15 protein-coding genes are annotated in these 14,018 nt (G+C 69.0%); 2 read left to right on the forward strand and 13 right to left on the reverse strand.

The window, feature by feature from the left end:
• Window positions 1-2 precede the first annotated feature (2 nt).
• From ACFVMC_RS11340 to ACFVMC_RS11365, 6 genes are all read right to left on the reverse strand, one after another.
• Window positions 3-986 (reverse strand): hypothetical protein, encoded by a 984-nt coding sequence (locus ACFVMC_RS11340; RefSeq protein WP_379209112.1) that lies wholly within the window; start codon window positions 984-986, stop codon window positions 3-5.
• A complete protein-coding gene (locus ACFVMC_RS11345) occupies window positions 983-2,059 on the reverse strand; it encodes a hypothetical protein (protein WP_379209113.1) in 1,077 nt (358 codons plus the stop codon). Before ACFVMC_RS11345 ends, ACFVMC_RS11340 begins: the two co-directional genes overlap by 4 nt.
• The gene (locus tag ACFVMC_RS11350) at window positions 2,056-2,499 is read right to left on the reverse strand and encodes a hypothetical protein (RefSeq protein ID WP_379209115.1); all 444 of its coding nucleotides are present in this window, start codon (window positions 2,497-2,499) and stop codon (window positions 2,056-2,058) included. The genes ACFVMC_RS11345 and ACFVMC_RS11350 overlap by 4 nt, the downstream gene beginning before the upstream one ends.
• A complete protein-coding gene (locus tag ACFVMC_RS11355) occupies window positions 2,496-4,064 on the reverse strand; it encodes a phenylacetate--CoA ligase family protein (RefSeq protein ID WP_379209117.1) in 1,569 nt (522 codons plus the stop codon). Before ACFVMC_RS11355 ends, ACFVMC_RS11350 begins: the two co-directional genes overlap by 4 nt.
• Before the next feature lie 81 nt (window positions 4,065-4,145).
• A complete protein-coding gene (locus ACFVMC_RS11360; protein WP_379209118.1) occupies window positions 4,146-5,000 on the reverse strand; it encodes an alpha/beta hydrolase family protein in 855 nt (284 codons plus the stop codon).
• Between the two features lie 197 nt (window positions 5,001-5,197).
• Complete coding sequence (locus ACFVMC_RS11365) at window positions 5,198-6,064, reverse strand: alpha/beta fold hydrolase (RefSeq protein ID WP_379209120.1); 867 nt, start codon at window positions 6,062-6,064, stop codon at window positions 5,198-5,200.
• A 161-nt stretch (window positions 6,065-6,225) separates the two neighbouring features.
• Here ACFVMC_RS11365 and ACFVMC_RS11370 point away from each other — a divergent pair, with 161 nt between their 5' ends.
• Window positions 6,226-6,897 carry a L,D-transpeptidase gene (locus ACFVMC_RS11370; RefSeq protein ID WP_379209122.1) on the forward strand — a complete coding sequence of 224 codons (672 nt, stop codon included), beginning with the start codon at window positions 6,226-6,228 and terminating at the stop codon, window positions 6,895-6,897.
• A 1-nt stretch (window position 6,898) separates the two neighbouring features.
• On the opposite strand, the gene ACFVMC_RS11375 is transcribed toward ACFVMC_RS11370, so the two are convergent.
• The 3 genes from ACFVMC_RS11375 to ACFVMC_RS11385 form a co-directional block, all read right to left on the reverse strand.
• The gene (locus ACFVMC_RS11375) at window positions 6,899-8,236 is read right to left on the reverse strand and encodes a hypothetical protein (protein WP_379209124.1); all 1,338 of its coding nucleotides are present in this window, start codon (window positions 8,234-8,236) and stop codon (window positions 6,899-6,901) included.
• Window positions 8,237-8,302: 66 nt separating this feature from the next.
• A complete protein-coding gene (locus ACFVMC_RS11380; protein ID WP_379209125.1) occupies window positions 8,303-9,505 on the reverse strand; it encodes a hypothetical protein in 1,203 nt (400 codons plus the stop codon).
• Window positions 9,506-9,548: 43 nt separating this feature from the next.
• Window positions 9,549-10,469: a LysR substrate-binding domain-containing protein gene (locus ACFVMC_RS11385; RefSeq protein WP_379209127.1), complete on the reverse strand. Its 921-nt coding sequence runs from the start codon at window positions 10,467-10,469 to the stop codon at window positions 9,549-9,551.
• A gap of 131 nt (window positions 10,470-10,600) precedes the next feature.
• Between ACFVMC_RS11385 and fdxA the strand changes: the two genes are divergently transcribed.
• Window positions 10,601-10,939, forward strand: a complete 339-nt coding sequence (fdxA, locus tag ACFVMC_RS11390) for a ferredoxin (RefSeq protein WP_379209128.1) — start codon at window positions 10,601-10,603, stop codon at window positions 10,937-10,939.
• Here the strand turns inward: fdxA and ACFVMC_RS11395 are convergent, their stop codons facing one another.
• The 4 genes from ACFVMC_RS11395 to ACFVMC_RS11410 form a co-directional block, all read right to left on the reverse strand.
• Window positions 10,940-11,515, reverse strand: a complete 576-nt coding sequence (locus ACFVMC_RS11395) for a GNAT family N-acetyltransferase (RefSeq protein WP_379209129.1) — start codon at window positions 11,513-11,515, stop codon at window positions 10,940-10,942.
• A 78-nt stretch (window positions 11,516-11,593) separates the two neighbouring features.
• Complete coding sequence (locus tag ACFVMC_RS11400; RefSeq protein ID WP_379209130.1) at window positions 11,594-12,310, reverse strand: hypothetical protein; 717 nt, start codon at window positions 12,308-12,310, stop codon at window positions 11,594-11,596.
• A gap of 240 nt (window positions 12,311-12,550) precedes the next feature.
• On the reverse strand, window positions 12,551-12,982 hold the full coding sequence (locus ACFVMC_RS11405; RefSeq protein WP_379209132.1) for an XRE family transcriptional regulator: 432 nt from the start codon (window positions 12,980-12,982) through the stop codon (window positions 12,551-12,553).
• A 46-nt stretch (window positions 12,983-13,028) separates the two neighbouring features.
• On the reverse strand, window positions 13,029-14,015 hold the full coding sequence (locus ACFVMC_RS11410) for a hypothetical protein (protein WP_379209134.1): 987 nt from the start codon (window positions 14,013-14,015) through the stop codon (window positions 13,029-13,031).
• Window positions 14,016-14,018 lie beyond the last annotated feature (3 nt).

The following is a 14,018-nucleotide window of genomic DNA, read 5'->3' on the forward strand; positions in this document are numbered from 1 at the left end:
TCTCACGAACCGAAGGTTAGCCTAACTTTATTTCTAGTGGAACTCTCGGTCCGGCGCCGATAGGACGGCGCGGGTGTGGCCGCAGGTCTGCCGACTCGGGCGATGTGCAGCAGGGTGGCCGGATCGGCGATGCCGAGCGCGTCGGCGAGTACGCCGCGGGTGGTCAGCGAATCGATGATCTGACTGAGCGGGTGCGTGGCGTGGCCGCGGCGCGCGAGCTCCAGCCAGATGCGCAACAGCGTGCGCCCGGCCTCGATCGGCTCTCCGGGATTCGCGACGAGGACGAAAAGTTCTCCGGCGCTGTCGAATCCGCTCTGTGCGGCGAGTAGACGCGGCAGCCCGAGGCGGCGCAGCGCCGGGTAGCCGGCGAGTGCCAGGCGCAGGCCGTTGGCCTCGACCCGGGTCAGGCCGAGTGCGGTGGCGGTGAGGCCGTCGTGCCGATAGTCGGGATGAGCGGCCGAAAGGCGCAGCCAGGCGCGCAGTTCGCCGACGACGGACGGGTTGTCGAACATGTGCCGGTCTGCCTGTCGCGCAAGCGGATTCGCTGTGTCGGCGGGTAGGTAGCGCAGCGCGGCGTGACCTGCCGTGGCGAGGCCGGTGATCCGCGAGCGCAGCGTGGCGTCCAGCGGGCCGGGCCGATACGCGCCGCGATGGCTGGCGCGGCGGAACAGATCCTCGATCGTGTACGGCGTCTCGTACGGCAGACCGGCGGCGACCAGGCGGCCGATCCGCTGGGCGCCGGGATCGGGTTCGTAGTCGATCGCCAGCCCGGCATCCGCGCACGCGATCAGACAGCATTCGACGAACGCGCCCAGCGCGAGCATGAGATCGCGTGCGCCGGAATCACTCTCGGGTAGCGTGCGGGCCGGATCCCAGCCGACATCGACGTGATCGTGATGATAGGTCAGCGTCCAGGGCTGGGTGTTGTGCGCACTCGGCGCGCGCCAGAACGCGGGTTCCAGGGCACGCACGGCATCGATGTTCACGCGAGATCCTTGCGATAGAAGGTGTATCCGTGCAGCGGCCGCCCGCCCATCGCGCGAAAGTGCGCCGCCGAGGCGGGATTGGTGTGCTCGACGAAGGTGCTGCGCAGTCGCTGATAGCCGCCCGCACGCAGATTGCGCAGCAGTTCCCGGGACAGATAGCGCATATAGCCGTGCCCCTGCTCATCGGGCACCGTCCCCTTGATGATGAGTACTGCCTCGCGCCGATACCGCGACCGGGTGGCCAGCAGCCGAATCTGATTGCGCAGACCGAGATCGCCGCCCACCGCGACCAGGAACTCGGAGATATCCGGGACGCACAGGACGAACGCCACCGGGCGGTCGGCCTTGGTCAGATACAGCAGCAGCGATTCGTCGAGCAGGTAGGCCAGGCCGTCGGTCTGAGCCGCCAGCTGGTCGGCGGAAATCGGTGTGTAGTACCCGAGCCGGTCGAAGGCGGCATTCAGCATCTCGCGCAGGATCGGCAGTTGCGTGGCGATCCGCCTCTTGTCGCCCCGGTGCAGTCGCAGCCCTTCGGTGGCCAACCGGCTGTCGTCGAAGTCGAAGACCGTGCCGGGTTCGGCCGTGGTCGGGCAGATCCAGGTATCGGATTCGAATTGCCGTGTGAATCCGTATGTTTCGTATTCCGTCGGATAGTGCTCGGGATTCCAGGCGCTGTCGAGGAAGCCGCGCTCGGCGAACCCGGCCGTGATGACGCCGCCCGCCTGGTTCGGCAGCAGCGACACCGGCCCGAACACCGACGCGCGACCGTTCGCCGCGGCGGCGGAACAGATCTCGTCGAACAGTGCGCCGCCGGCGCCGGGCCGGAATTCGGTCAGCCCGAACAGCTGTGCGCGACTGCCCAGTTCGGCCTCGAGTGCGGCGTCGGTGTGCAGGGTGGTGCGGCCGATCACCCGGCCGGCGCTGTCCCGGAGCAGGTACAGCCCGATGCCGTCGCGGTACCAGCTCCGCACGGTCTGGTGCGGGATCGGCACATATCGATGATCGTGCAGCCGCCCGGGCAGCGCCAGGAACTTGCGCAGCGCACGCGAATCCGACACCCGTTCGAAGGTCATCGCCGCACCACCGGCGGTCCGGCCTGCTCCGTGGACAGCGGGGTGAAGGTCGGGATGTGCGCCATCGTCTGGTCCTCGGCCCGCCAGACCCCGTTGCTGTAGCCCGTCGGATCGGCGTAGTACAACCGGATGAAGCCGCCGGTGGCGTTCTTCGTGTCGTCGGTGACCCAGACCATCAGCTCGCGATGGTGCCGGCTGCGCGCGAAGGCGAGCATGGCGTCGCGATCGGCGAAGAACGCGATGGTGCCGAGCGTGAACGGGAACTCGTAATAGACCTTGTGCCAACGGTATCCACGCATCCGCCGCATATCCCGCACCAGCCGGACCCAGGTGCGGGTCAGGGTGAGAATCGAGCGGATGCCACGGTAGCGGGTGGCGCCGACGAACATGGCGCTCGCCTGCCCCTGCGGCGGAGCCAGACTGAAATCGGTGGTTCTCACGACGCCTCCACCAGGTAGGAGTTCTTCAGCTTGGTCATGGCGGCGAACGGGCCCGCACCCGGCTCGTAGAGCCGTACTCGCAGGTCGGCGGCGGTAGGGTCTTCCCGCAGCGAGGCGGCGAAGTCGCGAGAGACCTGGGCGAGATGACTCAGCACGCCGTCGCGGCAGGATTCGGTCAGCCGTAGACGCTCGGCGGCGTCCAGATCGCCGTCGCGCAGTTCCAGATTCACCACCGGTCGCGATTCCAGGTCCGGCAGTTCCTCCAGCGACAGACAGAACCGCGAGATCCGATCGGCCAGCGGATTGTCCTGATACAGGCCGTATTCCACGTCCTGCGGGTAGAGGTTCGCGCCCATGTAGGAGACGGTGCTGTCGGCACGGCCGTAGAGGAACAGCAGCGGCAGGTTCATCCGGTCCGCGCCGCGGTGGCGCTGGAATTCGGCCCAGCGCTCCGGATCCCGGCGCAGGGCGCCCAGCACCGCGGGCAGGGCGTGCACCCGGGCCTCGTCGCCGATGTTGTAGCGCAGTTTGGGTTGCAGGCAGTGCCGGGAGGTGATGGTGCACAGCAGTTCCGAGCGCTCGTTGACCTCGAGGAAGGTCTCCAGCGGGTTGTAGTGGAAGATCATCGGCAGCCGCTGCTCGTCGGCGCCGAGCAGGGCGCGGCGCAGCTCGGCGTCCGTCGCCAGCTGCTTGCGCAGCCAGACGGTGAAGCCGGTTTCCGCGCCGATGCCGATCGACAGGTCGCTGGCGCCGTAGCCGGAGCGCACCCGGGTGAACCGCTGCTCCAGGTAGTCGCGCAGCGCCTCGGTCATCGCCTCGCCGCCCACCATTCCTTGCAAACGGTAGGCGTCCCAGTCGAACCCGAGCTCGTCGAGCCGGTCGCGCAGATGCTTGAGGAACGGCGGGTAGGCCGCGACGACGTAGTCGTAGCCCGGGCCGAAATGCCGCAGGGTGTCGATGATCTTGTCCAGGTCGGGTCCGGTGTTCTTCACCATGGCGATCCGGGCCAGTGCGGCGCCGGTGGTGGTTCCGGTCGCCCACGCGCCCATCGAGTAGGCATTGATGACGAACAGCCGATCGCCGGGGAATGCCAGCTGCACGTAGCCGGCCGCGTTGCGGTAGATCGTGCGCAATTCCTTCGGTCCGCGCGCCCAATTGAACGGCGTGCCGGTCGAACCCGACGATTCGTCGACGATGACACCCGCGCGGTGCAGGCGGCCGCGGCGGCAGCGGCTCTCCTCGTCGTAGCGTCCCGCGTAGTTGGACTTGTCGGTCTCGGGAAAGTCGGTGAGCCGCTTGGCGTTTCCGGAGCCGGACGGCTGGAGGAAGGCCCGGTAGGCGGGCACCTCCACCGCCGCGAGGCGGCAGGCCGCCGTGGCGTGCGCCCGCGCCAGGCGGGTCAGGCTCGGATGGTAGGTCCGGGCCATCCGCCGCCACAGCGCCGGATGCGCCGTCGCCGCGTGGTAGACGCCCGTCAGTGTCCCCGAAACAGTCCGCAGCCGGATGCTTCTCGCCCGCTCCCGCGCCGTCGCCCGCCGCGTTCCCCCGGTGAAAGTTCTGTTCATGCGTCAAGCCTCGCCGAACAGCGGCCCCGCCGAACCTGTGCGCCTACCCGATTCGACTAGGTGTCACTACTCATTCCCGGTTCAGGGCGCCAGCAGCCGCCAGTATCCGGCCCACGGCAGCAGGACGACGGCCGCGCACAGCAGCAGCATCAGCCTGATTCGCAGCCTGGTGCCCAGCAGTGCCCGGGCTCGCCACCCAGCCACGCCGAACGTCACCGTCACAACAGCCGCCGCGAGCGCCAGCAGTTGCAACAGCGACCAGGGCAGCGAGCGGTCGCCGACCACGGGCGGCGCGACTTTGCCGCCAGTGGTGAAGGTCCACAGCAGGTACGCGACCGTGCCCGATACCGTGACGAACCCGAGCCCGGCGAGCCAGCGGGCCAGTCGGCGGAGCGGGCGGGTCGCGGTATCGGCGGTGAATCGGGCGTTTCGCGCGAGCGCGGTGACGGGGTACGCGGCGAAGGCCAGTAGCAAGCCGGCGAGCAGGCCCAGTTGCAGCCCGGTCGCCTCGTACCAGACCCCAGTGGACGCGGCGCGGCTGTCGAAGGACTGGACTGGTGCGGGTTCGGCGCTCGAGGCCGGGGGATCGCCGCTGGTGACCGCCGCGACCCACGCGGTGATGGTGTCGGCGTAGCCGGGGCCGAGCGCGCCGAGGGGCTTGCCGTTGTGCACGAGTCCGCCCTGATAGGCGAAGCCGTCGGCGCTGAGGTGACCGTTGTGACCGCCGCCCGGGATGAATCGCGTTGTCATGGAATGATTTCCGGACCGGCGCGCGGCCGCCTGGAAGATCCGCGCGCTTTCGGCCGGTGGCACCAGGGTGTCGCGCTCACCCCAGAGCGCGAGGATCGGTACGCGCACGGACTCGAGCACCGCCGCGGGGTCGTGATCCACCTCGGAGAACAGCCCGGTTCCGGCGAACAACCGGGCGGTAGGCATGGTTATCGCGCGTGAGCCCGTGACTGTCGAACTCGACGTCGTGGCGCACCGGAACCTGCTCCGCCGGAGCGGCATTCGCGACACCGCCGCTCAGGATCGCGACGACGGCGAGCAGCAGCACGGTGACAACCGATTTCGACGACGACACGACAGGCATATCGAAAAACCTAGTGGCGCACTCGTTGTGCGACATCGCTCTACGGAGCTAGCGGGGCTCCCGCCACGGTGCTACCCGTGTGCCGTCGCAGGAACGGCAGCAGGTGGGTGGCGACGGCGGAGGGGTCCTCGGCGAAGGGCCAGTGGCCCAGGCCCGGGAGGATCCGGACCTCGGCCGTGCGCCAGATGCGGGCCTGGGCGTCGGCGTACCGGGCGGGCAGCCAGGGATCGGCTTCGCCCCACAGCACCAGGGCCGGGACGTCGCGGGGTAGGTCGAAGGCGGATTCGGCGAGCATGCCGGAGGGCTCCCGCGCGGCCCGGTACAGCTCGAGCACGGTGCGGCGAGTGTGCTGGTCGTAGCCCGCGTACAGGTGGTCGATGAAATCGCGGGGCAGCCGCGGGTTGGCGCGGCGCAGCAGCCAGCGCATGCCGGTGCGGTTGGTCACCGCCTGGGTGATCTCGCCGAGGATCGGGGTTTGCCAGATCCGGGCCCAGATGTGCCACCGGTAGCCCAGCAGCGCGCCGGCGTCGATCAGGGTGAGCGAGGCGACCCGTTCGGGTTGCGCAGCCGCCCACGCCAATCCCCACGGCACGCCGAAGTCGTGGCCCACCAGGTGAACTCGACGCAGGCCCAGTGCCTCGATCGCGGCGATCAGGAACTCGCGGTAGCCGCCTTCGACGCGGTGGTCGAAACCGGGAAAGGTGCGGGCGGCGCCGTAGCCGGGCAGATCGATGGCGATGGCGCGGGTGAATTCGCCGACCCGGGGCAGGAAGTGCAGCCAATCCGCCGCGTTACCCGGCGACCCGTGCAGGAACAGCACCGCCTCCTCGGCCTCGGCATCGCCGCAGTGCAGCAGGGTGGTGGTGATCTGGCCCGCGCGCAATGTGCGGGCGGAGATGGCTGGCATGATTGCGAAGTCCCCCTCGATCGAGATATCGCACCAATCTGCCCGCCGCCGGCGATCCGCGACACCTACCAGGGGACGATGTTCGGACCTACCGGAGTCGGAGACACGCCGCCCGTGCGGGCGGTCGGCCCGCCCGGCGGCCCGGCCGGAGACAATGCCCGATGCCCATCGCGACGCGACTCCGAACACTGTTCTGCCTGTTCTCGGCCGTGCTGGCGCTGTCGAGCGCGCCCGCTCGCGCGGCGGAGATGCCCGTCCGCTACGACGGACCCGCCGGTCAGGTACTCACGGTGCACACCTTCGGCGCGAGTGCCACCATCGCGTCGATATCGGCATGGGATCGCGTGGGTAACAGGTGGATTCGCGCATTGGGACCCTATTCGGGCTTCGTCGGAGCCGACGGTGTCGGCGCGGCGGGCGAGGGCATCGCGCGCACCCCGGCGGGGGTATGGGGGCTGAGCCAGGCATTCGGAAATCTGCCCGGATACGGCACTCGACTACCGTATCGCCAAGTGACGCAGTGGGATTGGTGGGTCGGGGATTCGCGCTCGCTGCTCTACAACCTGCCCTTCCTGTGCCCGCCGGGCCTGTGCCCGTTCGACGAACGGGCCAGTGAACGCCTCGGGGCCGTCGGCCGGGCCTACGACCGCGCGGTGGTCATCGACTACAACCGCTGGCCCGCACAGCCCGGCCGCGGATCGGCCTTCTTCCTGCATGTGGCCACCGGCGAGCCGACCGCGGGCTGCGTCGCCCTGCCCGCGGCCGACCTCGACGCGGTCATGCGGTGGCTGGATCCGGCGCGGCAGCCGGTGATCGCCATCGCCGCCGCCTGAGTCAGCGGAAGCCGAACAGCGGGGGAAAGGCCAGGATCACGATCCAGGCCCAGGCGGCGTAGACGACCAGATACCCGGACTGCCAGCGTTCCAGGCGTGCGAAAGGCATACGCCCGCGCAGGAATCCGAACAGCAGCCACGCCGACCAGGCCAGATTGGTGAGCAGTATCAGGTTCTCGCCGAGGGCGGCGACCTTGTTGGGGGAGGAGCCGTACTCGGTGATCCGGAGAGTGAGGGTGGCCAGCACCAGCACATCGACCAGCAGGGCGCTCACCACCAGCGCCAACTGGAGCCGGTCGAACAGGGTCGGCCGCTCGGGCCGGTCGACGGCGGAGATCGAGTAGAGCAGCAGACCCAGGATCACCACGAGCAACAGGTCGAAGAGGATGAGCACATCGCGGTCCACCTCCACGCCGGTGCTGCTCAGTCCGAAACCGGCCAGCAGGGCCAGCAGGACGACGGTGAACAGCGGCGTGAAGATCCTGGTCAGCATCGGCGCGATCGTCTCGATGACGCCCTGCCTGGTCTCCACCAGCCAGGCAGCCACCACGATCGCCGCCACCGCGCCGCACGGCGCCAGCCACTCGCCGACGAAGGTCTCGACCTCGATGCCGATGGCGTCGAAGGTGCCGGCCGTGATGGCGGTGAGCACGCCGCCACCCAGATAGATCAGCACCAGATAGACCACCCAGCCGCCGGTGAAGCGGATGAAATCCATTCGGCGCTCGTGTGAGCGCCAGTCGCCGCCCGCGTAGGCGACGCCGGCCACCAGCCACAGCGCCACCGGCAGATGGATGGCGGTCAGCGCCAGTGACTGCGAATCGGTGTCCAGTGCATAGACATTCGCGGCGACCGCGCCGAGCAGGAACAGCGCGGTGAGCACCAGGCCGGTCGTCACCGACACCGCGCGGCGCAGCCCGAAATAGAGGGCCAGGGGCGCGAGGGTGAACAGCGCCAGGTTACGCAGATAGAACTCGCCGTGATCGTCGAGATCGGCGCCGAGCAGGGCGGGCAGCTTGATCGCGATCGCCGCCGCCACCGCGCAGACCAGCATGGTCAGCAGCGCGCGACGGTCGCCGGTGCGCTCCGCACGGTCACTCAGGACGAGTTCACGCCACAGCCTGGCCGAGTGGGTGCGAGCGAACTCATGCGCCCGGCCGTCCTCGGCGGCAAGCCGTTTCAGCGCGACGAGGAAGCTCTCGTCCGGTCGCAGACCGGTCGCGGTCAATTCCTCGATGCCCGACCGCAGCCGGGCATCCAGTGCCTCGCCCGCGGTGCCCTGGCCGCGCAGGAAGATCCGCCACTGCGCGAGCTGTGTATCGATCCCGTCGGTGCTCACCGGCTGATCGAAGCACACGCTGATGGAGATCCTGTGTGTTTCGCGGTCGGAAAGCGCGCGGGCGGCTCAGTCCGCAGGCTGTAGTGTGACCGCGGCCTGGGACAGCCGGGTGAGTTGCTCGGCGCTGGGCCAGCTGCGGATCTCGTAGCGCGGCGGATTCATGCCCGGTATCGGGGTCAGCTCGAGGGTCTCGGCGACCGCGGCGAACGGGACATCGAAAAGCCGCTCCGGCTCACCGGATTCGTCGTTGCGCAGGAACGCGACGTAATCGGCCTCCGGCAGCAGGTAATCCACGCCCTCGCCCCAGACCGTCAGCGTGCAGGGCCCGTCCACGGTGAGCAGGAACGAGACCTTCGCGACGAAGGCGGGTTCCAGATCGTAGGCGGGGATCTCGAAATGCTCCTCGTAGGTTTCGCTGAGCCACGCGGTCTGCCTGGCGTACTCGGTGGCGGCCAGACCGCAGCGGGCGCGATGCGCGGCAGGCAGTTGCTCGTGCGGTCCGGCCTGATCGAACGGGATCACCGTGTCGTCCGCGGCGAGGGTGTACCCCTGCGGGGACAGCGAGCGCGGCGCGGCCTGGAACTCCTCCTCGACCATGGCGTAGGTCTTCTCCAGGATCGCGGGCACGTCGGGTACCACGATCAGCCTGTCGTTCTCGGGGATGAAGGCGACCGGACGGCGGTGGCCGTAGCGGGCGCGGAAGGACGCGAGCCAGCCCGGCTCCAGCAGCCAGGAGGTGAAGTACCCGTCGCCGTTGTCGATGTAGTTCACGATGGAATTGCCGTCGCTGCCTTCGTGCGGCCGGACCAGGGCGGCCAGGTTCTCCCGGGCCGCGGCGAAGACCTCGTCGGCGGTGACGCCCCAGTCCTCGATGCTGGTCTGGAGCAGGATGGAACGGGAGTTCGGTCGGTCCACCGCGACCAGTTCGTTGATGAACGGGAAAGCCGGCCGTGACAGCGGTTCGGACGGGCCCAGCCCATAGGTGGCGGGGCGCAGGAGCGGGCGCAGGTAGGCCCGTACCTCCGGCCACCCGGGCGCGGGATCGGGATCAGACATCGCCGAGAGGAATCGGGTGACGCGTTCGTCGGCCTCGGCCGGCGACAGCTCGCGCGTCTCGCGGTAGATATTGCCGAGATTGATCACCAGATCGCCTGCGGTGATCTGGAATTCGTCCGAGTCGTAGGACACATCCCGCTGACCGCGCGCCCGTAGTCGGGTCATGATCAATGCCGCGAACTGATTCCGAGCTGCTTCCGCGTTATCCGCCACCCGGTCACCGTAGTCCGCGTGGTCCCGCTCCGCACCCGGCACATCAATCCGGGTGCCGCCGTTCGGCGAGCTCGGCGTATCGGAGCAGCAGTTCCCCGGCATCCGCGGGCGGGTGCCCGCGCCGCCACACGGCGCGAAACTTCCTGGTCAGCACCGCATCTGTGAGTGGAACCTCGATCAGGTCGCCGGTGGTGAGTGCGGCGGCGGCGACCAGCCGGCTCAGCACCGCCGGCGCGGTCCCGGTGCGCACCGTCGTCAGAATGGCTGCGGTGGAACCGAATTCGCCAGCCGGTGGCCGTGGTTCGGCTGTGGCGGCGAGCAACTCCCACACCGTGTCGCGAGTGCCGGAGCCGGGTTCGCGCCACAGCAGGGGGGTGGCGGCCAGCTCGCGCACGGTCAGCGGTGTCCGGCGGCGGGCCCACGGATGACCACGCCCGACCGCGACCACCAGGTCGTCACCGCCGAGCACCCGGCTCGCGAGTTCGGCCGGCGCGCGCGGACCTTCGACGAATCCGATATCGGCCTGGCCCTGCTGCACCCACAGTTCGACCTGGCGGGAATTGCCCACCTCCAGCGCCACCGTCACCTCGGGCCGGGTCCCGCGCAGGGCCGCGAGCCAGTGCGGCATTCGGTGGTCGGCAATGGTTTTCGAGGCCGCCACGCGCAGCCGCGGTCGGTCCTCGGCGTGCAGCGCCGACACGGCGGCATTGAACGCGTGCGCCGCGGCGAGGACCGAGCGGGCCTGGTCGAGGACGGCTCGTCCCGGCCCGGTCAGGGCGGAGCCGGTCGGGCCGCGGTCGAGCAGGCGCAGCCGCAGTCGCCGCTCCAGCGCTGCGATGCGCATGCTCGCGGCCGGTTGGGTGATGCCGTGGCGGCGCGCGGCGGCGCCCAGACTGCCCAGCTCGGCGACCGAGACCAGCAGGTCGAGCACCTCGAGGTCGGGCGTGCCGGGTGGGAGGGTCATGCGGCGATTATCCGACAGCGGGCATAAGTGCGGCTGATGAGGTGCTCGGCGATCGGCGTCTACCGCATCCCGAGGTCGGCGGCGATCGTGGAACTCTGCCCCCGCAGGGCAGCGAAAACCGAGGAGACATCATGACTTTCGTCATCGGAGCGGCCTGCGTCGACGTGCTGGACCGCGCCTGCATGGAGGAATGCCCGCTCGACTGCATCTATATCGGCGAGCGGATGGCCTACATCAATCCCGACGAATGCACCGACTGCTCCGCCTGCGAACCGGCCTGCCCCGTGGAGGCGATCTACTACGAGGACGATATGCCCGCCGGCCAGGAAGTGTTCGTGGCCGAGAACGCGCGGTTCTTCACCGAGGTGCTGCCCGGTCGAGACAGTGCACTCGGCGACCCCGGCGGCGCGTCGCGGCTCGGGACCGTCGGGGCGGACACGGCTTTCGTCGCGGGGTACGTCCAGGACTGATCACCGGGTGCTCGGCCACTCGTGGTCGAGCAGGGCGAAATCCAGTTCGGTGGACCATTCGCCCTTGAAGAACTCGTTGTGCACCAGGCGGGCCTCCTGGCGCATGCCGAGGCGGCGGGCTACGGCGGCGGACGCGGTATTGCGCTCGTCGATGCGGGCGACGATGCGGTGCAGCCCCAGATCCTCGAAACCCATTCGGAGTAGGGCGCGCATCGCCTCGGTGGCATAGCCGTGGCCGCCCGCGTCCGGATGCATGATGCAGCCGATCTCGCCGCCGGCGTGGATTCGGCTGTGCCAGAACAGGACCGCATCGCCGAGCAGTGCGCCGGTGGCGGCCGACTCGACGCCCAGCGTCAGCTCCTGCCCCTCGTCGCTCAGTCCGGTATTCGCCCATTTCGTGGCGAGGCGCTCCCGTATGGTCTCGCGACTCATCGGCTCGAAGGGGACGAATCGGCACACCTCCGGCCGACTGCGGTAGCTGAGCAGTGCGTCGATATCGGCGTCGGCCAAGGGACGCAACAGCAGTCGTTCGGTGCGGATCGGATAGTCGGGCTGCAACGTGGGCACCTGCGTCATCGTGCCACCGCGAGCTGCCCTGTAGACGCGAACGGCCCGGTCCGCTTGGTTGCGGACCGGGCCGGATTCGTGTGGCGCCTACTGGTTCTCGGGCGCGTTGATGCGGTTGTGGAAGCCGATGCCGACGATGATCGCGGCGGGGACGCCGGTCAGCACCAGTCCGGCGGCGGCGCCCAGCGGGATACCGACCGCGGCACCGGCGAGGCAGCCGGCGATACCGGTCGCGCCGCCCAGATCCAGGACGGGCAGGCCCAGGATGAGGCCGCCCGCGCCGCCGATGGCGCAGCCGAAGCCGCCGCCGACGATGGTGCCGATCAGGGTGCCGATAGAGGTGATGATGCCGAACTGGGTGGCGGCGGCGGACACGGCGTCGTCGAACGCGTCCTGGCGCACCACGTCGTGGCGCAGGCCGACCGGGGTGGCGGCGCCGGGATCCTTGACCGGGGTCAGCACGGCGCGCAGGCCCTCGACGCTGGCGTTGATCGGGTATTCCAGATCGTTCAGGGTGTAGGCGAGCGGGAGGCCGACGACCACGTTGCCGGCGTTGTCACGCACCTGGAACTGGCCGTTGTCGGTGCTGAGCGAGCCCGCGGTGGTCTCGACGACCACGGAATCGCCCTCGAGCGAGGTCTTCCAGCCGATATTGGGCAGCACCTGCTTGATGCCCTGATCCACGCCGTCGAGGAACGACGGGATGACGGGGGACGGGGCGGGCTCGGCGTGCGAGGTGCCGGTGGCGATGCCGAGAGCCGCGATAACCAGAGCCGAGGTCGCGGCGAGCTTGCTGAACTTCATGTCTTTGCTTTCCCTCAGTGGCGCGGTCCCGATTGGCGGGCCGCAGGTCCTCGACCGAGTACCCATGGTCAAGTGTCCAAGAGAATGTTGCTGAAAAGTAACTTACAGTTTCATAAGCGCCCGAATCGGACTGTGATCTAGGTCAAGTGCCGACTGATCCGCCGGTAGGCGCGCGATTTTCCGAACCTGATCGAAATTGTGACTCGCGTCACGAATTGGTAACTCCGGTCTGAATCCCGGCTAGGAGTGCGCCTCGGGCAGGTCCGGCGGGTCCGCCGGAAGACCTTCCTGAACGCGCAGGAACTTCAGGTAGTCGATCAGCGAGGCCAGTGACTGCTGCGACAGATCCATCGCGCGGAAGGCCACCGCCTCCACGCCGGGCGCGGTGCTCAGCCGCAGATACTCGATCTCCTGGCGGCCACGCTGCCACGCCTCGTCATCGGTGAAGAACCGGATGTCCACACCGAACGCGGCGGCCAGACCGGTGGCGTGCTTGAGCGACGGATTCTGCTTGAGCCCCGACCGCAGCTGCGCCACATACACGGCCGAGATCGGATAGCCCTGCGCGCTGGCCCGGCGCGAGATCTCATCGGCTGTATACCGCCTGCCGTCGGAATTGGGCATGGTGCGGAACAGATACTCCAGCCGGTCCGAGAAGGCCGAGTCCCCCATGCCGCTCTCCCTTGTATCGTGCGCTCACCGTCGAGTGAGCGTCATGCTACAGCATCGAAAACGAACGGGCAGCCGCCAATTCGTAGGCGGCGCAATGGGTGCTGAGGCGAGCCCGGGCCCGGATCACCGCATCGTCGAGCCCATGGGCGGCCGCGAGCGCCGGCGCCTCCCGCTGCAACAGGCGCAGTGCGTCGCTGATCTCGATCAGCATGTCCGTCACCCGGGTCTCGCGCCGGCGGCTCATCCGGTCGCGGAATCGAACCTGCGGATAGCGCAGAGTCAGCCACGCGTGCACGGGGGTCAGCTCATCGATGTAGGCCCGGGCCAGCCGGGTACCGCGTACCGCGCCCAGCACCGCCGGGCCGATACTCCCGGCCACCAGCAGCAGACTGGCGCCGACCTGCACCGTCGCCGTGAGCACCCGCGCCCACAGCGGCGGGATCGTCGGCCACACCGTGACCACGACGATCACCCACGCTTCGTACAGCGCGTACAGCACGACCACGCCCAGTAGCACCCCGAGCAGCGCGCGCCGCCAATGCTGTTCGCGCCGCCGGGCGCGCAGGACGGCTGTGCCGAGTGTGCCGAGCGTGTGCATCATGAGCAGCGCCTGGATCATCCAGTACAGCTGGATCCGGGGACTGTCGGCGAACTCGCGCGCGAATCCCACACCGCCCTGTTGCTGCGGCGAGGTCAGGAACAGGGCGATCAGCAGGACGCCGATCGCGCCGTACAGCATCGGCGTACCCCGCCGATCGCGCGGATCGTCGGAGATTGTGTGCGCCCAGTACAGGGTGGTCAGCGTGATCGCGGACAACCCGGCCAGATGACCCACCAGGTAACCGAGATTGACGCGGACCGCGCTGAACAGCGCCTCCGCCGGCGGCGTCAGGCAGAGGAAGCTGAGCGCGAGCAGTAGCAGGATCCCGATGGGCGTGCGCTGCCCGCGCGCGCCCTGCGGGGTGAGCTGCCAGAGCAGAGCGCACACCCCGACCAGGATCAGGACGGCCATCACCCCCACGAACTGCCCCATCGG

The sequence above is a fragment of the Nocardia sp. NPDC127579 genome (assembly GCF_042672005.1).
GTDB lineage: Bacteria > Actinomycetota > Actinomycetes > Mycobacteriales > Mycobacteriaceae > Nocardia.